The sequence below is a fragment of the Scytonema hankhaensis NUACC26 genome, assembly GCF_045865695.1.
In the GTDB taxonomy this organism is placed as follows: Bacteria; Cyanobacteriota; Cyanobacteriia; order Cyanobacteriales; family Nostocaceae; genus Scytonema.
Genome location: NZ_BAACAP010000175.1, coordinates 1 through 22,222, shown reverse-complemented (window position 1 = coordinate 22,222; position 22,222 = coordinate 1). Strand labels below are relative to the sequence as shown.

Sequence of the window (22,222 nt, the reverse complement as noted above, 5' to 3'; positions counted from 1 at the left end):
AACAAATAAAATCAAAGCTTTTTATCTCTCTATTATGGAATGGGTACAGGCAAAATCAGATTATGCAGTTTTGAAGATTTTTTACGTACATTGTAAAACGTGACTGGCTGCATAAATGAACTACCCCACCTCACCCGTCGGATGGGGAATTCCGCGAAGTTGTTAAAGTTTCGTACAAGCTTGCTGCATTTGAATGTAGTTATTTTTGTACACCTCTAACGCTCCAGACTGCTGACTATCCAATGTACTGTCCCACACCCAGTACTGATAATTGCCATTCCGAAACCTGTAAACTCGACCTCCTTCTGTTGCTTGGCTTGTTCCTCTACCTAAACTCAGATTACCTTTGGAACTAGTTGCTCGATAGAGCAGTTCACCCGAATCATTCTTTTTCCAAACATTGACGTTGTATCCATCTCGGCATTTTAGGCTGAGGATTAAACCAGCCGTAGAATCCGCAGTGGCTCTTAAGGAAAGATTAGCTGTCATACAAGTTGCTAGAGCAAGAAGGAATGTGGAACATTTTAGTAGTGTTTTCATGGTGTTGTAGTCCTGCATAAATTAGACTGAAATTGTTCAATAGAGTCGCTTTGATGAGATCGAAGCAGAGCAGTAACTCTCTGTAAAGTTGTGTTGCAAGCATTTCTTAGCGACTCCAAGTTCATCTGCTTCGATCGTGCAATAACAGTTCAATCGCTTTTATGAGCTAGCTCAAGATTGCAGGAGTTAACTATCGCAATTGTAGCGATCGCTGCATCCTCACTCCGAACATACTCATATTTGTTACACCTATGAGCTAAAAGTTTTATTGAAAACCTATTTTCAATCCAAAACTTAACTGTACATTGATGTATATTGTTTATCTTGATGATGTGAAAATTGACTTCTATATGTCTATGGGTATGAACGAATCAATATTATGCAGCTGGAGCTACGGTTTACACACAAGTCTCTTTAAAGTGCTTTCTCGCGGTTTTGATCCCCCCTATCCCCCCTTAAAAAGGGGAGAAATCTAGAAATTTTGATTTTGCCAAGTATTGCTTAAGTTTTATAACATTGCAAATGATAATACTATTAATTTTGACAAATTTGATATAAACCAGAAACTAAATAAAAATCATGTATAGGGCAATGAGAAATTTAAACTTGTTTAAGTGGTTAAACGTTACCATTACCAGTGGAGTCATTAGCGCTAGCAATTGTGCGTTGTACACATTGTGCAGCAACAAAGCGATCGCTCAGATCGCGCCTGATAGTACTCTACCCAATAATTCTAGTATTCAAATAACTGGCAACACTATCAAAATTGAAGGTGGAACTACTGCTGGAAGCAATTTATTCCACAGCTTTAGTGAGTTTTCTGTTCCCACTGGGAGTACAGCCTATTTTAACAACAGTCTGAATATTCAAAACATTATTAGCCGAGTCACAGGAAAGTCTCTCTCTAATATTGATGGTTTAATCCGAGCCAACGGTACAGCTAACTTGTTCTTGATAAATCCTAATGGCATTATATTTGGTCAAAATACGCGGTTGGATATTGGTGGTTCGTTTGGGGCGACTACAGCTAGTGCAATTAGGTTTGGCGATCGAGGTTTTTTCAGTGCAACGAATCCGAATACTCCACAACTATTGACAATCAATCCAACGGCATTACTATTTAACCAAATTCGTGCCGCATCTATCGAAAATAACTCAGTTGCTCTCTCCGGTTTAAATCCATCTTCTGAGTTTACAGCAACAGGTTTGCGCGTACCAAATGGCAAGAGTTTGCTGTTAGTAGGCGGTGATATCAAAATGGATGGTGGAGGTTTGTATGCTTTTGGTGGGCGAGTCGATTTAGGTGGGTTAGCAAATGCAGGAACAGTTGGGTTGAACTCAGATGGTAATAATCTGAGTTTGAGTTTTCCCGATAGTGTAGAAAGAAGCGATGTTTTCCTTAGTAACGGCTCTGTAGTAAATGTAACTGCTGACAATGGTGGTAGTATCGCGGTTAATGCCCGGAATTTGAAGATGACAGGAGTAAGTCATCTGTATGCAGGTATAGAAAGTGGACTGGGTTCTAATAATAGTAAGGCGGGAAATATTTCAATTAATACCACCGGAGAAATAAACCTGAACGATAGGAGTGAGATTGCTAATCGAGTGCAACTAAAAGCAAATGGACAGGGAGGCGATGTCAATATCAGTGCTAGCAAATTACAATTTTTTGGCGGAGCGCAGGTATATACTACTACATTTGGCTTTGGTAATGGGGGTTCTTTAAGGGTTAATGCCCAAGATGTACAACTAATTGCTAGAAGCGCTGATAATCAGTTTCCCAGTGCTTTGAATACTGCTGCACAGTCAAACTCAACAGGAAATGCAGGAGATTTGATTATTAAAACTAATACTTTGCTTGCGCGAGATGGGGCAGTGGTAAGCGCTAGTACACGTGGTGCGGGCAAGGGAGGTTCTTTGAGGGTTGATGCTCAAGATGTGCAACTGATTGCTAGAAGCACTGATAATCAGTTTCCCAGTGGTTTGTTTGCTACCACAATCTCAACAGGAGATGCAGGAGATTTGACGATTAAAACTAATACCTTACTAGTACGAGATGGGGCAGTGGTAAGTGTTAGTACCCGTGGTGCGGGTAGGGGGGGTTCTTTGAGGGTTGATGCCCAAGACGTTCGACTAATTGGTAAAATATTTAACAATCAGCCTTTCGGTGGTTTGTTTGCTTCCACAAGCTCAACAGGGGATGCAAGAGATTTGATTATCAACACTAATACTTTGCTTTTGCAAGACAGAGCTGCAATAAACGTGTCAAGTCTCGTCGGAATAGGAGCCGCAGGCAATATGACATTAAATGCTCGCTCTATTCGTTTAAATAACAATGCTTTACTCAGTGCCAGTACGCGCAGTACTAAAGTTGACCCAAATAAAGAACAGGCAACAATTAACATTAACTCAAAAGATTTGATCCTAGCTCGCAATAGCAACATTACTACCAACGCCATAGGAGAAAACGTTATCGGCGGCAACATCATCATTAATACCAATGTTTTAGTCGCATTTGCCAATAGCGATATCAGTGCCAATTCTACTGACTTTCGGGGCGGGAATGTGAAAATCAATGCTACGGGGATATTTGGCTCTCAATTTCGTGATGCACCTACTCCAAATAGTGATATCACTGCCACAGGCAAAAATCAGCAGTTGAATGGTACAGTGCAAGTCGATACACCCGATGTAAATCCCAATTCGGGATTGGTAGAATTAGCTGCCGATTTTGTAGATCGCTCTGGTTTAATTGCTCAAGGTTGTCCAGCAAATAAAGGCAGTTCGTTTACCATCACCGGACGCGGTGGTTTGCCACCTCTACCAACCCAAACACTTCGCACTAATCAAACTGCAACTGTTGATTGGGTAACATTGAATCCTCAAGAACAAAAAAGCATAAGTGTAGAGGAGAATTTACATTTAGGGAGGAGCTTACGGCGTAAAAGCAGTGGATTAGAAGTTCGGCAAATCAGCCCTAAGATTATGGAAGCTACTGGTTGGGTCATGAATAAGTCTGGTACAGTGGAGCTAATAGCTTTTGCACCCACAGTGACTCATACCAATATTTCTACGAACGCGATAGGCGAAGCTCCGATAGAGGCGATCGCCACCTGTAGAAACCCAAGATGGTGAAAGGTTTCTTTTGGATGAAGCTAAAGCGAGTCGTTGCCTCTCAAAAAGTCTTGCAGCATCCTCAACAAAAGGCTTTCGCTCTTGCAATAAATCAAGGACAACATTAGTATCAATGAGAAGTCGCATCACTGGTACTTCTGAGTGAGATAGGTAACATAATCTGCTCCAATATTTTCATTATCTGATGTACCCGAACCTTTTGTAATACCGCGCAACCGGGATAAGTTCCCTTTCTTCGATACCAGGCTCGTTTCTTGTCGTAGCGATTCCATTAGGGTTTGCGTCAGTTGCCAACGTTCGCTAATGGATAATTGGAGTACCTGTTTTTGCAATTCTTACAATGTCATGAATCCTTTCCTGCCTGAATATAAGTTGATTGTTACATTAAAGTTAACTTGTTAGGGTTGTTATTTGTCCTTTATCATTTGCAAGAGTTTCAGGTATCTTTACATTTGGTAACATAGCTGTGTTTTTTCCACTTACCTACTTATTCTATCTTTAAATTATGCATTACCCGATCGCCGCTTGCCCTTAGTAGGAATGAGTACGAGGTTGATTCGGTTACTAACCCCCGAATAGAATTTGGTGGTTTCTACACTCCCGGAGGTTTTTAGATGACAAAAAGATTTCGTTTTTTCCTTATAGTACAGAGCTTTCTAAAAAATATTATCGTAACCTGCAAAAGTCGCTTTTATTCTAAAAAGTGGTTAAGAAGAATTACAATCGCTGTTTTAACTGCCTTATTAAGCGTTTGGGGAATTTCAATTCCTGCCTTTTCTGAATTAGCCCAAACCAGCACAAATCCTCAACTGTTGGTTGAACGAGGTCAAAAACTCTACGAAACTGGACAGTTATCTGAAGCAGTCACAGTTTTACAACAAGCAACAGATGCTTTTAATCTGCAAAAAGACTCTTTAGGAAAGGCGATCGCACTCAGCAATCTTTCGTTAGTCTTTAAGCAACTTGGACAGTGGAAAAAAGCAGAATCTGCAATTACACAAAGCTTGAATATCCTAAATAACTCAAAACTCAAAACTCAGAAATCTGCACAAATTTTGGCACAAACCCTAGATATTCAAGGAAATCTGCAATTAGAACTCGGTAGAACTGAAGAAGCTTTAGATTTATGGAAGCAATCTGCTAATACCTATGCTCGAGCAGGTGATGAAGTGGGTATAATCCGCAGTTTGATTAACCAAAGCATGGCACAGCAAGCTTTGGGGCTTTATCGACAAGCTCGCACAACCTTAGAAGAGTTGCAACCACGTCTGAAACAACAACCAGACTCGCTCCTGAAAGCGACTGCTTTACGTAGCTTCGGCGATGTTCTGCAACTAGTGGGCGATTTAGAACTATCTTTCAAAGTTTTACAACAAAGCCGAGACATCGCCAAAAAATTACAATCTCCTTCAGAAATCAGTGCTACGTCGCTGAGTTTAGGTAATACCTCTTTGGCTTTAGGTAACGGACAAATTTCGCAGCAAGACAGTACTAGTTTTGCAAACTATACTCCTTTACATTGTGTAAACAGACCTGTCTCTACAGAATCTGTCGAATTTTACCAACAAGCAACGCAATTTTATGAAGAGGCTGTCACCACAGCGACCTCACCAATTTTGCAAATTCAAGCCCAACTCAATCATTTAAGTGTATTGTTGAACCTTCAGCAATGGTCACAAGCCAAGCAATTGTCTTCTGAAATTCAGGTAAAGCTGACTAAAATACCCGCAAGCCACACAGCAAATGATGCACAAATTCATTTTGCTCAGAACTTAGTGTGCTTGAAACAAGCTACCAACGCAAATATTCCTTCGTGGAAAGAAATTGCTGAAATTTTAGCGACATCTGTACAGCAAGCTCAAAGCATGGACGATGGACGTTCAGTCGCTTATGCTTTAGGTGCATTGGGTGGATTATATTTAGAAACCCAAGACTTAGTTAATGCTCAAAAACTGACCGAGCAAGCTATATTACAAGCTCAAGCGATTAAAGCAGGGGATATAGCTTATTTGTGGCAATGGCAACTAGGATACATACTGAGAATAAAAAGAGATATAAGAGGAGCGATCGCTTCTTACACTGAAGCAGTAAATACTCTCAAATATGTACGTAATGACTTAATTGCTCTTAATCCAGATATCCAGTTTTCCTTTCGGGACAATATAGAACCCGTTTACCGACAATTAATTGATTTACTTTTACAACCTTCATCGACAGCCAGTACAAAAGAAAGCATTAGTCAAAAAAATTTAAAGCAAGCTCGTGGCATACTTGAAACACTGCAACTTGCTGAGCTAGAAAACTTCTTCCGAGAAGCTTGTTTAAAACCGGTACCCGAACAAATTGATGAGGTTGTTGACAAAACGGATGCGACAGCAGCAGTAATTTATCCCATGATTTTAGCAAACCATCTAGATATTATTCTCAAGTTACCAAATCAAGCTGAACTATTTCATTACACAATTAATAAAAAACCAACAGAGGTTAAAAGTATTTTAGAAAAATTACAACAATATTTAAGACAACCAGACCGGATAAACGATGTCAATAAGTTATCTCAACAGGTTTATAGCTGGCTAATCCAACCGTTAGAATCTGAATTAGAAAGAAAGAATGTCAAAACACTAGTATTCGTATTAGATGGTGAATTACGAAATATTCCAATGGCTGTTTTGTATGATGACAAACATCAACAATATTTAATTCAAAAATATGCTATATCCTTAGCTCCAGGTTTACAATTACTTGAGCCAAAATCTTTACAGACAGTCCAACTAAATGGATTAATTGCCGGAGTAAGCGAGCAACGTAAAATTGAAGGATATTCATTTGCTCCACTAAAAAATGTCAAAGTAGAGTTACAACGAATTCGGTCGATTATACCGAAAAATTCTGAACTGCTCGATCGAACATTTACCAAAATCAATTTACAGAATCAGATTAAAAAAGTACCATATACAGTAGTTCACATAGCAACTCATGGTGAATTTAGTTCTAATCCGGATAAAACATTTATCTTAACCTGGGAGCAGCTCTTAAAAGCCAAGGAATTTGATAATTTAATTCGGCTCAGCGAACAAAGAGAATCTAGGGCTATTGAATTACTTGTCCTAAGTGCTTGTGAAACTGCTCAAGGAGACAAACGAGCTACTCTAGGGCTTGCTGGCATAGCAGTACGTGCGGGTGCTCGCAGTACACTGGCAACTTTATGGGCGGTAGATGATGAATCTACTGCTCAATTGATGAGTCAATTTTATCAAGAACTAGAACAGGGCAAAGTCACTAAAGCTGAAGCTCTCCGTCGCGCTCAACTTAAGCTGTTGACTGATTACGAAATTCCCTATTTATGGGCACCATATATTTTAGTTGGCAATTGGTTGTAAAGGGAACTGGGGATGGGGGATTAGGGATTGGGCTAATATCATGTCCGGTTAAACAATTATGATTTACCTATCCCTCAAAAAACATCACTCTCCTTGTTGAGCCATACTTACTGCTTTGCTTCGCGCTTCTATAATTTGACCGATCTCGCGCCCCAAGCTTGGTTGACGTTCAATCATCGTATTTACAGCATCTGAGTAAATAACAAGAACTTGCAAATCGTCAACGGCGGCAATTGAAACCGGACTTGGTTCTCCAGTAAACAGTGCCATCTCGCCAAAGAACTCACCACGCAATATAGTCATTACTTCCTTTTCCTTGCCAAACTTATTCGTGACGGTGACTAGAGCCTGACCCGTAATGATAATGTACAAAGCATTACCAGGCTCGCCCTGTCGGATGACTTTCTCGCCAGCACCAAACTGCTGTAAAATAGTACCCTTAACTAAGTCATCCAAATTTTTCTGCTCGCGAGCTAAAGGCATAAATCCGGGAATTGAGTGCAAGTGGCTTAACTTACTTGACGCACTATCTGCTGATTTAGCAGCTTCCACAGCAAACTCATATCGGTAGCGATAGAGCGTCAGGTTGTTTCGCTGTGCTGCGTACCAAATTCGCGTCATAAATCTATCAATTATTTGCTCCACATCCTCAAAGTTCTCGATAAAGAACTCTACCTCATAAATAATTGCCGTTTCATCATAAGATGTAGTTTTGCTCTCCGGTTCGGGTTCTGCTAATATGCCCTGTGTAGCTAACGCTGTACTTTGTAATACTTGCTTAACGAGGTTGGGAGGGCTATCGTAGGAAAAGCCAACATTGATGCGTTGGTTGTAAATACGTTCTGGTTGGCTGTAATTATGGATGATTTCTTTTCCAATGAACTGATGGGGAACGACAATCACCTGGCGCTGGAGAGTTAGCAGACGAACAGATCGCCAATTGATATCAATGACTTGTCCTTCGATCGCCTTATCTTCACTATTCCCAACGCGCAACCAATCACCCACGCTGAAGGGACGTTCGAGAAGAAGCGCAATGCCAGACATGATGCTACCCAATGTGTCCTGAAGTGCCAAACCGATTACAATTGAGCTAACACCCAATCCCGTAGCAAGACCTGCCAAATCAGCACCCCACACTGCTGCTAGCACGATCGCGCTACCTACAAGCACCAAAAACAACCGAGAAAGGTCGATCAGCAGTTTGGGCATCCTTGCTCGCCATGTATTTGCCTCTGCTTCTTCAAACAAAATCACATTAAACAGAGACAGAGATGCATAGATAACAGATATCCAAAACAGGGTTTCGACGAGCTTTGCAAAATTCCCGTTAACGTCAAGTTTTAGGACATTCCTGACTAAAAGCATCAGTATTAAAACGGGTAGGACGAGGTTTTTCACAACTCGCAGGGTAGCGGCTAGCGGTCTACCGCGTCTTTGTAGGTGATAAATAACCTCTCCTAGTAATACGACCAGGAGTGGGAACCCCAATCCGACAATTACCGCCCAGGTATACCAGTTGTTTGAAAGGCTTAAATTATTCATAGACTTCTGACTCTCGAACACTTACTGGTTTCTGAGAATTTTTGAGTTGCCAAGCCACTAGCTTTTCTTTTCCAGGTTCTTGAATTTCACCAAAGATCTCAAAATCGTAGAGATCCTGTAGGCGATCGCAGATGTTTTGGGAAACGAAGATTGTTCCTGGCGGACAAGCCGACTTCAACCTATTGGCAATATTAACGGTATCGCCCCAAACATCGTAGAGCAATTTATTTTTGCCAATTACGCCAGCAACCACATCTCCGGAATTGATGCCAAGCCGCAACTCCAGATGCAAGCCTTTTTCATAATTAAATCGGCGGACAAACGATAGCATTTCCAAAGCAAAATCTACCGTGCGTTTGTCATGATCCAGACGCGGTACAGTCAGCCCGCATACAGCCATGTAACCGTCACCAATAGTTTTAATCTTCTCCAAACCGTATTTCTCTGTCATTTCATCGAAGCCAGTGACCAGTTCATTCAGCACGCCAACAACCTCTTGAGGGGACATTGTTTGAGTGAGCTTGGTGAATCGCTCAAGGTCAGAAAACAAGACCGAGACATTAGAAATTTGATCGGCAATTTCTCTATCGCCCTGTTTGAGGCGATTGGCTATAGCAGGACTAAATATATTTAAGATTAATGCTTCATTTTCACGATTTTTCTGTTCGATAAGTTGAGTTTCGGCGCGAAGGCTGTCTATCGTTTGGTTAAATGATTTAGCCAACTCTCCAAATTCATCTTGCGAACCCGATTTTACAACCGCGTCAACATCTCCAGCCTTCACTTTGCGGGCGCTTTTGATTAAAGTATTGATGGGTTTGACAAAGATTGCGGTCAGCCACATAGCAACAAGCGTAATTAGAGCGATGATTAAAGTAGCCCCAATCAAAACTGTTTTTTCAAACGAGCGAATTGGGGCATAAGCCTCAGAAACATCTATCTCCGCCAAAATAACCCACCTTAAGCCATCAATATCTAGAGGAGCATAAGAACTCAAAACCGGAATATTACGATAATCGTCAATTACCTGCGTACCCTGTTTTCCAAACAACGCTTCCTGTACTGCTTTTGTTTGTACGCTCTGTAGGAGGATTGTAGTATGAAACTCTGTGATTTTCTTGATAGTTTTTTCATCAGTACCGATAGAGCGTAGAGTTTTTACATGACCTTTTGGGTCTTCAATCTGGAAACGAGAAGCAGATCGCATTAAATAATCCGGTCCCACCAAATAAGTTTCTCCTGAATCTCCCAGACCATTTTGTTTCCAATTTTTGTTACCAGTCATCACGTTGTTAATTTTGTCAACGGGAAGTTGGAATGCCAAAATACCGATGAATTGGGAGTCTTTAAAGATTGGGGTAGCAAGAAAAGCTGCAGGCGCACCATAGGAAGGGCTGTACGGTTTAAAATCTACTATTTTCACATAGCCCTTTCCCTTTGCCTGTCGTGCGGCGACAATCGCTTCTGCTAGGTTGCTCTCCTTGTAGGGACCGTTGGTAAAGTTTGTGGTAAAATCAGTTTCTTTAAAAACCGTGTAGACAGCAGTCCCTTCAGGATCGAGCAAAAACATATCGTAGTAACCATATTTTTCCACTATATTTCGGAAAATGGGGTGGTAGCGGGCGTGAACGCGGCTGTAAGAGCTGGGATCGCCCGGATTGTTAAGAAGAAGTTTCTTACCAACGGTATTGGGGTTAGCGGCGGTGTAGTAGTACTGTAGGTAACGAGCAGCAGGTGTTTTGGGCGTGTAAGTTGCAAGAACGGGCGAACCCTCGTGAGTCCGCGCCAGTCTGGTTAGGAATGTTGTCCGGTAGTAGGTATCAATTTTTTTGTCAAAATCTGCTGGTATTGTTGATTTTTCAAGTTCGCGGTAAGCTGTGTTAAACTCCTGCATGGCGGCGACGACGGTCAGGTCTTCGCTTAGGGTTTGGCTGTGATTGTAAAGGTTTTCAAAATAATCTTCGATTTGATACGTTTTGGCAGAGCGAAGGCTGGTAAGTTGGTTGAATACTTTTTCGGTCAGAATAGATTTACCAGCTCTAGAGCATATAAAGGTGCTGGCGAGCATAGCGCATAGGCTGACTACCAGCAACATGACTATGAGTTTTGTCTTTATACTTAAGTGCTTAAGTAATTGCATATAAGTTTTTCTGATATTCTTTGCCTTATTTCTGGAGTTTAGACATCTTACCAGAATAGTGCCCGTGATTTTTCCATTGCCATCATAGGTGAGTATACCAGTTTGGGCAAACGGGGCTGTGTTATTCAAATACCCTGCACTTTGAGCTTCATATGCTCCATATAGACTTCTATTTGAGCATATTTTTTCTGCTTTTGCTTGTTGGGTATTCACAACAACTGAAGTGCTAAATGCTGAGAGAATGCAAAGCGTTAACGTTACACAATTACGACGAATTGTCATCTTACAATTTACGCTTTTCAGCGTAATAATAATTTTGTTTACTCTATAAGATGTCTCAAACAACACAACCTTGTTAGATAAAGTTTGGTTAAAGATTTAACCTACTTTTTCTTGCGCTTTCTCAACTGCTACGATCGCAGGAAGCGATCGCACTGGAGTTGTCCATACCACAAAAACACCAACGACTCCTGTAAGGATAATTGCTCGAATTTTATAACGCCACACTTGTTATATTCTACCAATTTTATATTTTAGATTTTGGATTGAAAAAGTTTATCTATACTTGATTGAGTCTAACTATCTGTCGTTTTAAATAAGTAATTCAGCACAATTAAAGTTAACTATTGAGGCTCGTCATTAGTTATTCGTCATTGGTAAGGATTTCACGTGGATTTGTCTGCTTGTAATGTATTTTGTTTTACTTGTGACTAGCTACTTAAAAGAAAGGAGGAACAATGGAGATTGAGCTATAAATTGCGAGTTATTGAACTTGGAGCGGACAGAATTTTTATAAACAGGACTTAAGTCCTGGTAAATTCTGTCCGTTACATCAGATCTTGGCGCTCGCCACTTATGCTCCCACTGGGGATGCAGTCGCAGAAACAACGTTAAGATTAGCAACTAACCCATAGGTTGATACATAATCTTCTAATTCTACTAAATCAATCGTGCCATTTTTATCGGTGTCAAGAGTGGCAAAAAGATAATCAGTGACGTACCTTCTGACATCTTCAGGGGAGCGTTCGCCTGTTGTCATATCTTCTATTCGACCTAAAAGCTCCATAATCTCGTCCTTATCGAGTGCATTGCTGGCATCTGTGTCCAACTGATGAAAAAGTTTTCTTACATCTTCTGTATTCATTCTTGAAGAACGCAGTGTTTCTCGCAATAATTCATTCCCAAATGAATTCATAAACAATATCTGCTCGACGAGTGGTATGCAGAAGAACCCCAGTGCTGCCCAAAAGATTGCGTATCTTACAGCTTCCGGATTGGCCGTTGCACTCACTCCCAGGAAAAGAGCCGCCCAAAGGAAAAAGTTGGGGTTCACAAGCAGGATATAAGCATCCCGAGCTTCTGCCTTGAAAAGCTTACCTTTTGACAATACTGAAGTTAATACGGCAAAGACGCGGATTAAGACAAAGACGATTGTTGCCACTGCTAGTTGTTGCAAACAGGCTAGCGAGCGCGTTGCTTAAAATTCTTGTATAACGCCGCGCCATACATTCTTTTTCACGCCTAGGTCTAATGCATTTGGTGTATTTGTCTGCTCGGTCAATTTTCGAGCGGTTTTAAGTTATTTTGAGCTTCTCCAAGGTGGGTTTGGAGTTGCACCGGATAATAGGAGAATTGATGAATCTGCTCTTTCTCCAGTAAAGTCAGTATCGCTAGGTTGAGTTTTTCGATAGTCTCAAAGTATAATTGAGGACTACCATTAGTATTAGCAAAAACCCGAATTTTAATCACACGAGAATTTTGATTGATTTCGCTAAAGTAAATAAAAAACTTTTCAGTCAATATATCAATTGACTTCGGAATTTCTCGAAGTTCGATACAAATTTTTTCGGTTTTTTCTGCTGAAATACCATCAATTTTTAGGGTTAAGTTAATTCCTATTGAATTGTCATTTCCGAGCGCTTGGAACTGATTTTCAATGGCTCCATTAATCATTTTGGAATTGGGCACTTTTTGGATAGTGTTTCTGGTTAGTATACGAAGGGTTGTACTTCTTAGTCCAATTTGTTCCACTTTAATTAAACCCTCTACTCCATGCATTGTCACTTGGTCACCGGGTCGAAACAGATTATCTACGTAGATAATGATGGTACAACACAAGTCATAGATCAGGTCTTTCAATAACAAACCTATAGCAACACCCGCTCCACCAAGCAACCCGATGAGTGCGCCTGCTGATGCACCCAAAAATACCTCGCTGCCTTTAAGTAAGATAATAGCGATCGCCAACACTTGAAACAATTTCGGCAGATACGGCACGAGCAAATCGTCTAACTCGGTTTCACTTTTGAGCGCCCATTGTTTCAGCACCTCTCCCAACACAGGGGCGGCACGGTAAACTATAAAGGCGAAAATAGCGCTCGCACCAAACCTGAGAATCCCTTCTATTTTTTCGTTCAATTCTGGGCTGAAATTTTCTGCCAGAATTAGCTGCACTATCCAGAGTCCACCGATAATAATCAGCCAGTTTAAAGGTTGCTTGATAATCTCGACCATCTCATCGTCAAAAGTGGTCTGCGTTTTGCTAGTTAAACGCTCAATTCTCCGAATAATAATTTCGGAGAAAACTTGTTTTAACGCTAGGGTAAGTGTAAGGACAATGACTATAAAAACGATTTTGAACAGCGGTATCGGTGTGTTGATGATAGAGATATCTGCACTAAAAATGAGTTTCCAAAAATCAGAACCAGTAAGAACTGCTATAAATGATATGGTAAAATTTTTCATTTTTACTTAATTTGATACTTACACAGCGTTGTACTCTCTTTTGTTTCAACTACCCCGAATTACTGATTAAAAATCGGGGTGAGAAACTCTTCAACTCGAACGCAAAACAAAGCTATTGTTTAGCGGTTGCACGGGTCTGGCATCAATTGATATTACGTTGGCAAATTGCTGGATTTGGTTTTGCGAGATTTCAATAGGCTGCTGCATCACAATCCAGGTAACTCCTTGGGAGCAGGGTGGTGTCGTCAGAGAGCCAAAGTAACGGCAAACCTTTAGGTCTTTTGATAAAAGTTGCTCTGCGTTTACCTTCACTGGACATCTCCACAAATCCCACTTTAGAGGATGTTTGAAAAGTTTTTAAGCAGTTTTGCAAGAGACAAAACCGGGGTGGGGTTGGTGGGGGATTTATAAGTAATTAAGCGAACTTGATATTAGGTGACTTTTCAAGAAACATACTGATAGTAAACAATTGAGTATTCTTTGTCAAATGCATGATATAAATAATATGTATGAATCAAATAAATTTATCCCAACTCGACCTTAATCTTCAAGTGGTGTTATATGCCTTCACGACTTGCTCCGGTTCGTTGCGATCTGGAAATGCGTCCCAGATCGGTTGCAGGGCAGCATTGTGTTGTCCCTGCTTCAATAACACTCCAATCACCGCTAGCGAACCAGCATCACTGCGGTGTACTAGATGCAGTTCCATGTCAAATAATTTTTTATCAATCGTGTGTTCGCTAGGGTCGTGGAAGTGGAATTGCACCAGGTTAAAGGTCTGACCATCCACCTTAATTGAGCTTCCCGATTCATAGTTGACTTGGATGGTATGACCGTTATTGACGATGCGTAAAGGACTCTCCTTAGAATCAATTTCAATCGGTGATAGTTCCGCTGCGATCGCTCGTTGTAAATCAATTGGCGATTGTTGGAGTCCCGTTTTGCACAGTTGAAATTCGGGAGACAGGTTCCCCCAATTCTGGGAGCCGCTTTCTCCTATATAGCCCCACTTAACTTCGTGTCCAACAGAAGCAGACACTCTTGATGGGAAACTAACACCTAACATAGTTTCCAACGCTCCAAATCCAAAGAGTTTAAGTAAGGTTCGTCTTTCCATTATTTTTAACCATTAGTTCTAAACAGCATTTTCTGGATAAGGAGCGTGGGTAAGTGCAACACAACCGTTTTGACTGCCCCGACTGTTTTTCAGAAATCTTGGCATTATTATAACTCTGACCTTTTTCTTTATTGTTGTAAAAGGTTTTTACCTCACTTTTCCTACTTTTCCTACTTTTCCTGACCTTTTAATCTACAGGGGTTTCTGAAACTGTGCTTCTCAGTTGCTCGCAGACCAGATGCTCAGGATGGGGATTCCTTGTTAAAGGAGTAGAAAACGCTCTCGAAACTATCTCAAAACTCTTACAGATTCACTAGCCAGAAATTCTTGGAAAACCTGTACTTTTGACGAAAGATTGCGTTTTGAACAACGTAAACCCAAGCGAGACACCGCTGGGTATGAATCACAGTCATTGACTTTTTGATAATAATAATTGCAATATACAATTATGAGCAGTTATACCGTTTTCCAAAAACCTTAATACGAATAAAAACCTGTAGAGACGAGATTAACTCTTGTCTCTACAAATTTCATATGTATCACTGTTAATGGGAAATGGTATTAGCGATATGGGTTGTAATTTTTGACTCTTTCACCTTTTGTATTCACAATAGTACCGGGGTCAGTTTGAGTGAAACTGAACTTGTTACCGTCATCGTAGACTACACCGCTATAATTAGCAGTCGTTCCATCGGTTCTCTGAAAGGATAGAGTAAAACTACAATCACTATTCACTTGGTATGTGCCTTGAGTGGGAAGATTAGTTGTCACCTGACCTGCAACACTTCTTACCAGAATAGTGCCCGTGATTTTTCCATTGCCATCATAAGTGAGTAAACCCTGAAGGGCATACGGGTCGGTGTTATTTATATACCCTGCACTTTGAGCTTCATATGCTCCATATAGACTTCTATTTGAGCATATTTTTTCTGCTTTTGCTTGTTGGGTATTCACAACAACTGAAGTGCTAAATGCTGAGAGAATGCAAAGCGTTAACGTTACACAATTACGACGAATTGTCATCTTACAATTTACGCTTTTCAGCGTAATAATTTTGTTTACTCTATAAGATGTATCAAACAACACGACCTTGTTAGATAAAGTTTGGTTAAATCTTTAACCTACTTTTTCTTGTACTTTCTCAACTGCTGCGATCGCAGGAAGCGATCGCACTGGAGTTGTCCATACCACAAAAACACAAACGACTCCTGTAAGGATAATGGCTCGAATTTTATAACGCCACACTTGTTATATTCTACAAATTTTAGATTTTGGATTAAAAAAGCCTTATCTAGATTTGATTTAGTCTAAACACCAGTACTTGAACCACTACAGAAAATTTTGTTAGATGTCGAGCAATTAATTCAACCAACAGTTTTCGATCTGAAAACAGTACAAGGTACAATCCACATAGCGGCATCAGATTACGCAACTGTTGTGATTCTGCCAAAGGTGCTCAAGCTTATTTGTGACAATGCACCCTATCTGAATCTGGAGTGTCATCATTGGCGTTCTGACACACTAGATAACTTACGGAATGGCGCGATCGATCTAGGTTTAGGAGTTCTAAATTTAACAGAAACTTCAGAGTTTAGGTGCCAAGAGTTATTTGTAGAAGATTTCGTGTCTGTTGTTCGGGCTAATCATCCCATCCTAAAAACGGATTTCACTGTTGAATCTGACGTTGCTTGGTCACACGCCTTAATTACAATCACAAACTCGCCTGTAAACGCAATCCCCAAATCACCTACAAGCCATGTGGATACTTTGTTGTCAGGCTTAGGTGTGAAGCGTCGGGTAATGTTGAAGTTACCGCATTTCCTCGCGGCTCCTATAATTGTCGCTCAAAGCGAGCTCATTTTAACATTACCTCGTCGAATTGCAATGCTGTTTGCTAACTATACAAACCTTACTCTTCTCGAACCACCGCTCGAACTTGGTACGTACAATTACACACAGGTTTGGCATGAGCGTTCCCATAACGACCAAAGACACATTTGGTTACGTGAACTCATTGCTTCCCAAACCCAGTACCTCTAAGAGAGTGTATCATCAAAGCTTCCGATTTCGATGCCGAGAAAGAAGCTTGAGAACCTAAAATCGATTTCATGCATACAAAACATTTATACTATGCATTTGACAAATAACAATAAATTATTTACTATCAGTATGTTTCTTAAACATTTAATAATTTATGAGTAAAACTCACTTCTTGGCGACGGCTAAGTCGCTCACGAAACTGTGTTATTTAGCGGTAGATATCAAACATAGCATATCGTTTGACTATACCTTTGCTACTTTTATCTCTTTTTCAGTCGGTCAAAAAAATTCAGTGTTAACACTAGACTTGTAGTTTAAATAAATGCTAATTTTCTTGCCATAAGATTCAAAGCAGCAATAAAAAGTAAGTAGAAAAGCTAACAATGATAAGTCTACTTACACGGACTAAGATTTCATAATTATATGCAACATAATTTTGTATTTTAACTCACTCAGATCGAAGCAAGGGTTATGAGAGTTGGAGTGATGTACTATGCCTGCAATCACTGCGATAGTGTGTTCCATTTCCTGAGCTATTAGCATTAGTTATGCAAGAGGTTGTTACTGCTAATCAAAGGGTGCAACTAGAAGCACTCACGGCAGATACATTCTTAAGCTTAGGGTTAGTCCAACTAAATGGATATCTTGTCAAACCCAGTTGCGAGTTGTATCGTCTCTATTTTCGCTCATAACTTGTTGAAATAGCTTAGCGCAATCGAATGAAATAAATAATCTCTATGCATGAAATAAATTTGTTGCAACTCGATCTTAATCTTCTCCTGGTGTTACGTGCTTTGCTCAAAGAGCGTAACGTCACCAATGCTGGAGAAAGAATTGGTTTGAGTCAATCAGCAACTTCTCATGCCTTGGGGCGATTACGCGAAGTATTCAACGATCCACTGTTTGTGAGATCTACAAAAGGCATGATGCCTACACCACGCGCTCTTGAGTTACTCGAACCACTAGAGAAAATTTTGCTAGATATTGAGCAATTGATTCAACCAAGTGTGTTTGAATCGAAAACAGCACAAGGCACAATCCACTTAGCGGCATCAGATTACTCAATCGTTGTGGTTCTGCCAAAGGTTCTCAAGCTTATTTGTGATAATGCACCCCATTTGAATCTGGAGTGTCATCATTGGAGTTCTGACATCTTAGATAACTTACGAAATGGCGCGATCGATCTAGGCTTAGGAGTTCTAAATTTACCCCAACCCTCAGAGTTGAGGTTCCAAAAGTTATTTGTCGAAGATTTAGTATCTGTGGTTCGCTCTGACCATCCGATCGCTCAAACAGATCTAACAATTGAGTCTTTCGTTGCTTGGCCACATGCCTCAATCACCATCCCGAACTCGCCTACAAGCCCGATCATGCATTCGCCGCTTAAACATGTTGATAATGCATTGTCAAGTTTAGGTGTGAAGCGTCGGGTAATGTTGAAGTTACCGCATTTTCTTGCGGCTCCTATGATTGTCTCTCAGAGCGATCTCATTCTGACATTACCTCGTCGAATTGCCATGCTCTATGCTCAGTATACAAACCTTACTCTGCTTGAACCACCGATTGAACTTGGTCAGTACGACTATATGCAGTTTTGGCATGAGCGTCTCGATTACGACCAAAGGCACATATGGCTGCGCGAACTCATAGCTTCCCAAACCCACGAGATTTGAACAAATTAATCTACAGGGGTTTCTGAAACCGTGCTTCCCAGTCGATGCACAGACCTTTCCGAAACGACATGGAGAATTTTGCCGTTACTATCCTCTTCTTGTGCTACTTCCATACTTTTGGGGATAGCAGCAAGTTGGATACCCTCTTTGTCGAACCGTTCCTGAATCATGCGGATAACGTCTGAGTTGACTGTCCAAAAATCCTCTTTCTTCACCCACCCATTGGCTTTTACACTGATATAGTAGTCTTCGATGCTCCACACTTGGGTTCTGGGGGCGGGATCTGCCAAAACTTTGGGATGCAATTTAAGAATTTCTACGAGCAATTGCTCCACCTTAGCCAGGTTTTCGTCAAAGCCAATCCGGAGCCAATGTGTAAATTGGCGAGTTTGACCGTAACTCAAGTTTTCAATCGTGTCGCTCCAAATCGTGTTCTTGGGAACGGTAAATATCTGACCGTCAAGACCTTTAATTCGCGTGTTAGCTAAGGTGATGGACTCTACCCATCCCCAGAGTTCGCCAAGTTTGACTTCATCACCGACATCGAAGGGCTTGTAAGCCATGATCATCAAACCGCTCGCTAAGTTACCCAAGTTGCTTTGCAGGGCGAAGGCTAAAATGAAACTCACACCTCCAACCAGAGCTAAAACCGGACTGAGGCTGACTTCCAGTGCTGTTAGAGCGAGTAGAAACCCAACAACAACTCCGCCGCGCTTGACAAGCATGACGATAAATTGACGCATTATTCTCGATAAGCCACTGAATAAAGCAAGCAGTCGGTAGAGGATCGCGCCCAAGATTTGAGAGACAACGATCGAGACAATGATAATCCCGACAAATTTCCCCGTGTTACCCGCCCAGCGAAGACCACCTTCTTCAGCTTTCACCCAACTCAGAAGCCGCACACCCAAACCTTCTGTATCTTTAGTATCAACATCAATACTCATAACTCCTTGAATATACTGACGGTAGGATTTGGGATTGCCACCTTTTTTCTCCAGTTCATCCAAGATGACGTTAAAGCGATCGTTGATTGCTGTGAGCTGGGATTGGAGTTCGGTAACGGTTACTACGAGTTGGTTCTTTGCCTTTGACTCCGCATCGGCACTCTTTTGCAAATTTTCGGTTGTTTTTTTAAGTTCCTGTTGTTTTTGTTGAAGGTTCTGTTGGGTATTAACAACCCCCGGTGAACCAGCAACTTTCTCTTCCCCATTGTTTTTAATTTCGGTGTTTTCGAGAGTGGCTGTGGCTCGAGCGAGAGTTTTAGACGATTGCTCGGAAGATGACTGGGTTGCTTTATCTCCCCCTATTTCTTTGAGGAGTTGTTTGAGGGCTTCGTGCGCTTTTTCGAGCTGCTGGGTGACTTGGTTGTATTCCAATGAATCGGGTTTGGCACCTTTTTGAGCTTCTTGCGCTTTCTCAACTGCTGCGATCGCTGCTTCTAGTTTTTCGATTTTTGTAGTCACCACTTGGTAAGCTGAAGAGCCAGCAACCGTCTTATCTCGATCTGCCTTTGTTCGATCGAGAAGTTGTCTAGCAGTTTCTATGTCACCAGTTTTTGTAGCCTTTTCCAGCGCTTTACGCGATGTCTCGTCTTGTTTTAATTCTGCATTGGTTGTTTTCGCTTTCTCGACAGCTTCCTGGGCTTTTTTCAGGTTTTCTTTCGCTTCTTCTACCTTTTTTGTCGCTTCTTTATATTTCGGCGCATCAGGAGCTGCACCCTTTTGAGCTTTCTGGGCTTCTTCGAGAGCAAGTTTTGCTTTTTCTAAGGCATCAGCACCTTCTTGCTGTTTGCTAATGGCTTGATTTTGACGCTTAATGGTGACTTCAGCCTCGCTGATTTCTTTGGCTTTTTTTTGGAGCACCAGCATCCACGCAGCTGCTTCGTTTCGGAGTTCTTCCAAGGTAAGCGGCTTAACGAGGATTTTCAGTTCATCAACGGGAATATTAAGGTCTTCAGTAGTCGTTGCTGCTTTGGGGTCTCCTGGTTTCTCTGGTTGAACTTGTTCAACCTTTTCAGCTTTGTCATCTGCTTGTTCTTGCTCCTGCGATCGCACTGGAGCAGTCCACAACACAAAAACACAAACGACTCCTGTAAGGACAATTGCTCGAATTTTATAACGCCACACTTGTTATGTTCTCCCAATTTTAGATTTTAAATTTTAGATTTTAGATTTTGGATTGAAAAAGCCTTATCTAGACTTGATTTAGTCTAACTAAGTAAGTGGGCACAAATAATCATTACTTGTTCGTAGTCGCGCTTTAGCGAAGACAGCGCAACTACGAACCGAATACAGATATTTTATATTTCGTTACAGAGTTCTGTTTTTTTGCCCACTTATTTATTTATCGCATTCTTTGTTTCAATTGGTATAAGTTTTTAAAAGAACAATTGACGAACAATGAAGAAACTAAATCTATAAATTGCGAGTTATTGAACTTGGTTCCGATAAAACTTTTGTAAATTCTGTCAAAGCCATTAATATTAACTTTTGGCGCTCGCCACTTATGCTCCCACTGCGGATGCAGTAGCAGAAACAACGTTAAGGTTAGCGACTAACCCGTAGGTTGATACATACTCTTCTAACTCTTGTAAATCAACTGTACCATTTTTATCGGCGTCAAGAATATTGAAAAGATAATCAGTTACGTACTTCCTGACTTCTTCAGAGGAGCGTTCGCCTGTAGTCATATCTTCTATTCGACCTAAAAGCTCCATAATTTCGTCTCTATCGAGTGCATTGCTTCCATCCAGATCCAATTGCTGGAAAAGCTTTTTGACATCTTCTGTATTCATTCTTGAAGAACGCAGTGTTTCTCGCAATAATTCATTCCCAAATGAATTCATAAACAATATCTGCTCGACGAGTGGTATACAGAAGAAACCTAATGCTGCCCAAAAAATTGCATATTTTACAGCTTCGGGATTTACAGTTGCACTAACTCCAAGGAAAAGAGCTGCCCAAAGGAAAAAGTTGGGATTCACAAGCAGGATATAAGCATCCCGAGCTTCTGCCTTGAAAAGCTTACCTTTTGACAATACTGAAGTTAATACAGCAAAGACGCGGATTAAGACAAAGACGATTGTTGCCACTGCTAGTTGTTGCAGACAGGCTAGCGAGCGCGTTGTATCCGTTGAGGAAAATAAGTCGCTTAAGAATGTTGATGGAGTAAACTGAAACCCAGTTGCCAAAGCCATAAATGCGACAGCTAGCACTCCAATAAATTTCCAGTTCTTACTGTGGTGATTTGATTCCACAGGAGATTTGTCACGCCACAACTGGGCTAAAGCTCCCGGTATTGCCAAACCAACAACGAGAATGACACCGAAAAATATCAGGCTCGAGCTGTTAATTGGTAATTGTTTTGTCAAGGTAAATGTCACAAGCAGTGCCACTGGAGCGATGATTGATAACGTCCTTGATAAGATAGCTGACGGATAGAGATTACCGCCCCAAAGTACCGACAAAACTGGGGAAGTCAGGGCGGGTGGCACCATCCAAAAAAGCACCCACATCACTTTGTACAAATCCCCCGAACCTTGATACAAGATTCCAGAAAATATTAAAACTAGCCCCACTAACCATCTCGCCAACATCCACGCATAGACTATATACTTCACAGTTGAAGTAACTTTGCGTTTACTCGCTGCAAAGTCAATGTCCAAGTAAGTATAAAACGTTGAAGCCGCCAGACAAATAACAATTATTGCTCGAAATAGTTCTGAAGGAATTCCGACTGAGGAGGCGCTTATTGCCCGAACCCCGCATCCCAGTAAGAAAGCAGCAGCATACAGCAAAATTGCCCACATAATTGACAGATCGTTGATCTGTTTGCGTACCGAAGCTGCACCGCCAGATTCCTTCCCGCGAAATTTGACTAGCTCCTCACCACTGAGAGCTTT

At 41.1% G+C, this 22,222-nt stretch carries 18 protein-coding genes; 5 read left to right on the top strand and 13 right to left on the bottom strand.

Annotation, left to right across the window (positions count from 1 at the left end; all coding sequences use genetic code 11):
* Window positions 1-162: 162 nt before the first annotated feature.
* Window positions 163-540, bottom strand: coding sequence for a hypothetical protein (locus tag ACKTT2_RS15730; RefSeq protein ID WP_407888465.1), 378 nt, complete (start codon window positions 538-540; stop codon window positions 163-165).
* 591 nt (window positions 541-1,131) lie between these two features.
* Here ACKTT2_RS15730 and ACKTT2_RS15725 point away from each other — a divergent pair.
* Window positions 1,132-3,675 carry a two-partner secretion domain-containing protein gene (locus ACKTT2_RS15725; RefSeq protein WP_407888463.1) on the top strand — a complete coding sequence of 848 codons (2,544 nt, stop codon included), beginning with the start codon at window positions 1,132-1,134 and terminating at the stop codon, window positions 3,673-3,675.
* Window positions 3,676-3,800: 125 nt separating this feature from the next.
* Here ACKTT2_RS15725 and ACKTT2_RS15720 read toward each other — a convergent pair whose 3' ends face one another.
* Window positions 3,801-4,007 carry a hypothetical protein gene (locus tag ACKTT2_RS15720; protein WP_407888461.1) on the bottom strand — a complete coding sequence of 69 codons (207 nt, stop codon included), beginning with the start codon at window positions 4,005-4,007 and terminating at the stop codon, window positions 3,801-3,803.
* Between the two features lie 282 nt (window positions 4,008-4,289).
* Here ACKTT2_RS15720 and ACKTT2_RS15715 point away from each other — a divergent pair, with 282 nt between their 5' ends.
* A complete protein-coding gene (locus tag ACKTT2_RS15715; RefSeq protein ID WP_407888459.1) occupies window positions 4,290-7,058 on the top strand; it encodes a CHAT domain-containing protein in 2,769 nt (922 codons plus the stop codon).
* Window positions 7,059-7,142: 84 nt separating this feature from the next.
* Here ACKTT2_RS15715 and ACKTT2_RS15710 read toward each other — a convergent pair whose 3' ends face one another.
* The 9 genes from ACKTT2_RS15710 to ACKTT2_RS15670 form a co-directional block, all read right to left on the bottom strand.
* Window positions 7,143-8,603 carry a cyclic nucleotide-binding domain-containing protein gene (locus tag ACKTT2_RS15710; protein ID WP_407888457.1) on the bottom strand — a complete coding sequence of 487 codons (1,461 nt, stop codon included), beginning with the start codon at window positions 8,601-8,603 and terminating at the stop codon, window positions 7,143-7,145.
* Entirely contained in the window at window positions 8,596-11,025 is a 2,430-nt protein-coding gene (locus ACKTT2_RS15705; RefSeq protein ID WP_407888455.1) for an adenylate/guanylate cyclase domain-containing protein, read from the bottom strand. Before ACKTT2_RS15705 ends, ACKTT2_RS15710 begins: the two co-directional genes overlap by 8 nt.
* A 96-nt stretch (window positions 11,026-11,121) precedes the next feature.
* The gene (locus ACKTT2_RS15700) at window positions 11,122-11,250 is read right to left on the bottom strand and encodes a hypothetical protein (protein ID WP_407888453.1); all 129 of its coding nucleotides are present in this window, start codon (window positions 11,248-11,250) and stop codon (window positions 11,122-11,124) included.
* A gap of 346 nt (window positions 11,251-11,596) precedes the next feature.
* Entirely contained in the window at window positions 11,597-12,184 is a 588-nt protein-coding gene (locus tag ACKTT2_RS15695) for an EF-hand domain-containing protein (protein WP_407888451.1), read from the bottom strand.
* 116 nt (window positions 12,185-12,300) lie between these two features.
* Window positions 12,301-13,488, bottom strand: a complete 1,188-nt coding sequence (locus tag ACKTT2_RS15690; RefSeq protein ID WP_407888449.1) for a mechanosensitive ion channel family protein — start codon at window positions 13,486-13,488, stop codon at window positions 12,301-12,303.
* Between the two features lie 90 nt (window positions 13,489-13,578).
* Window positions 13,579-13,800 (bottom strand): carbonic anhydrase family protein, encoded by a 222-nt coding sequence (locus ACKTT2_RS15685; RefSeq protein ID WP_407888447.1) that lies wholly within the window; start codon window positions 13,798-13,800, stop codon window positions 13,579-13,581.
* Window positions 13,801-14,035: 235 nt separating this feature from the next.
* The gene (locus ACKTT2_RS15680; protein ID WP_407888445.1) at window positions 14,036-14,605 is read right to left on the bottom strand and encodes a carbonic anhydrase; all 570 of its coding nucleotides are present in this window, start codon (window positions 14,603-14,605) and stop codon (window positions 14,036-14,038) included.
* 561 nt (window positions 14,606-15,166) lie between these two features.
* Entirely contained in the window at window positions 15,167-15,628 is a 462-nt protein-coding gene (locus ACKTT2_RS15675) for a hypothetical protein (RefSeq protein ID WP_407888443.1), read from the bottom strand.
* 93 nt (window positions 15,629-15,721) lie between these two features.
* Window positions 15,722-15,850, bottom strand: a complete 129-nt coding sequence (locus ACKTT2_RS15670; protein WP_407888441.1) for a hypothetical protein — start codon at window positions 15,848-15,850, stop codon at window positions 15,722-15,724.
* Window positions 15,851-15,946: 96 nt separating this feature from the next.
* Between ACKTT2_RS15670 and ACKTT2_RS15665 the strand changes: the two genes are divergently transcribed.
* The 3 genes from ACKTT2_RS15665 to ACKTT2_RS15655 all read left to right on the top strand — a co-directional run bounded on the left by ACKTT2_RS15665 (window position 15,947) and on the right by ACKTT2_RS15655 (window position 18,318).
* Entirely contained in the window at window positions 15,947-16,645 is a 699-nt protein-coding gene (locus tag ACKTT2_RS15665; protein WP_407888439.1) for a LysR substrate-binding domain-containing protein, read from the top strand.
* A gap of 548 nt (window positions 16,646-17,193) precedes the next feature.
* Window positions 17,194-17,337: an AAA-like domain-containing protein gene (locus tag ACKTT2_RS15660; RefSeq protein ID WP_407888437.1), complete on the top strand. Its 144-nt coding sequence runs from the start codon at window positions 17,194-17,196 to the stop codon at window positions 17,335-17,337.
* A 45-nt stretch (window positions 17,338-17,382) separates the two neighbouring features.
* On the top strand, window positions 17,383-18,318 hold the full coding sequence (locus tag ACKTT2_RS15655) for a LysR family transcriptional regulator (protein WP_407888435.1): 936 nt from the start codon (window positions 17,383-17,385) through the stop codon (window positions 18,316-18,318).
* 5 nt (window positions 18,319-18,323) lie between these two features.
* On the opposite strand, the gene ACKTT2_RS15650 is transcribed toward ACKTT2_RS15655, so the two are convergent.
* Window positions 18,324-20,447, bottom strand: a complete 2,124-nt coding sequence (locus tag ACKTT2_RS15650; RefSeq protein WP_407888433.1) for a mechanosensitive ion channel family protein — start codon at window positions 20,445-20,447, stop codon at window positions 18,324-18,326.
* A 377-nt stretch (window positions 20,448-20,824) separates the two neighbouring features.
* Window positions 20,825-22,222 (bottom strand): EF-hand domain-containing protein (locus ACKTT2_RS15645; RefSeq protein ID WP_407888431.1); only part of this gene is annotated, 1,398 nt, incomplete at its 5' end.

Coding starts and splice junctions, on each gene's coding strand:
- ACKTT2_RS15655 (WP_407888435.1), top strand. CDS start 17,383: ATGCATGAAATAAATTTGTTGCAACTCGATCTTAATCTTCTCCTGGTG.
- ACKTT2_RS15660 (WP_407888437.1), top strand. CDS start 17,194: ATGCAAGAGGTTGTTACTGCTAATCAAAGGGTGCAACTAGAAGCACTC.
- ACKTT2_RS15690 (WP_407888449.1), bottom strand. CDS start 13,488: ATGAAAAATTTTACCATATCATTTATAGCAGTTCTTACTGGTTCTGAT.
- ACKTT2_RS15730 (WP_407888465.1), bottom strand. CDS start 540: ATGAAAACACTACTAAAATGTTCCACATTCCTTCTTGCTCTAGCAACT.
- ACKTT2_RS15680 (WP_407888445.1), bottom strand. CDS start 14,605: ATGGAAAGACGAACCTTACTTAAACTCTTTGGATTTGGAGCGTTGGAA.
- ACKTT2_RS15705 (WP_407888455.1), bottom strand. CDS start 11,025: ATGACAATTCGTCGTAATTGTGTAACGTTAACGCTTTGCATTCTCTCA.
- ACKTT2_RS15710 (WP_407888457.1), bottom strand. CDS start 8,603: ATGAATAATTTAAGCCTTTCAAACAACTGGTATACCTGGGCGGTAATT.
- ACKTT2_RS15715 (WP_407888459.1), top strand. CDS start 4,290: ATGACAAAAAGATTTCGTTTTTTCCTTATAGTACAGAGCTTTCTAAAA.
- ACKTT2_RS15725 (WP_407888463.1), top strand. CDS start 1,132: ATGAGAAATTTAAACTTGTTTAAGTGGTTAAACGTTACCATTACCAGT.
- ACKTT2_RS15675 (WP_407888443.1), bottom strand. CDS start 15,628: ATGACAATTCGTCGTAATTGTGTAACGTTAACGCTTTGCATTCTCTCA.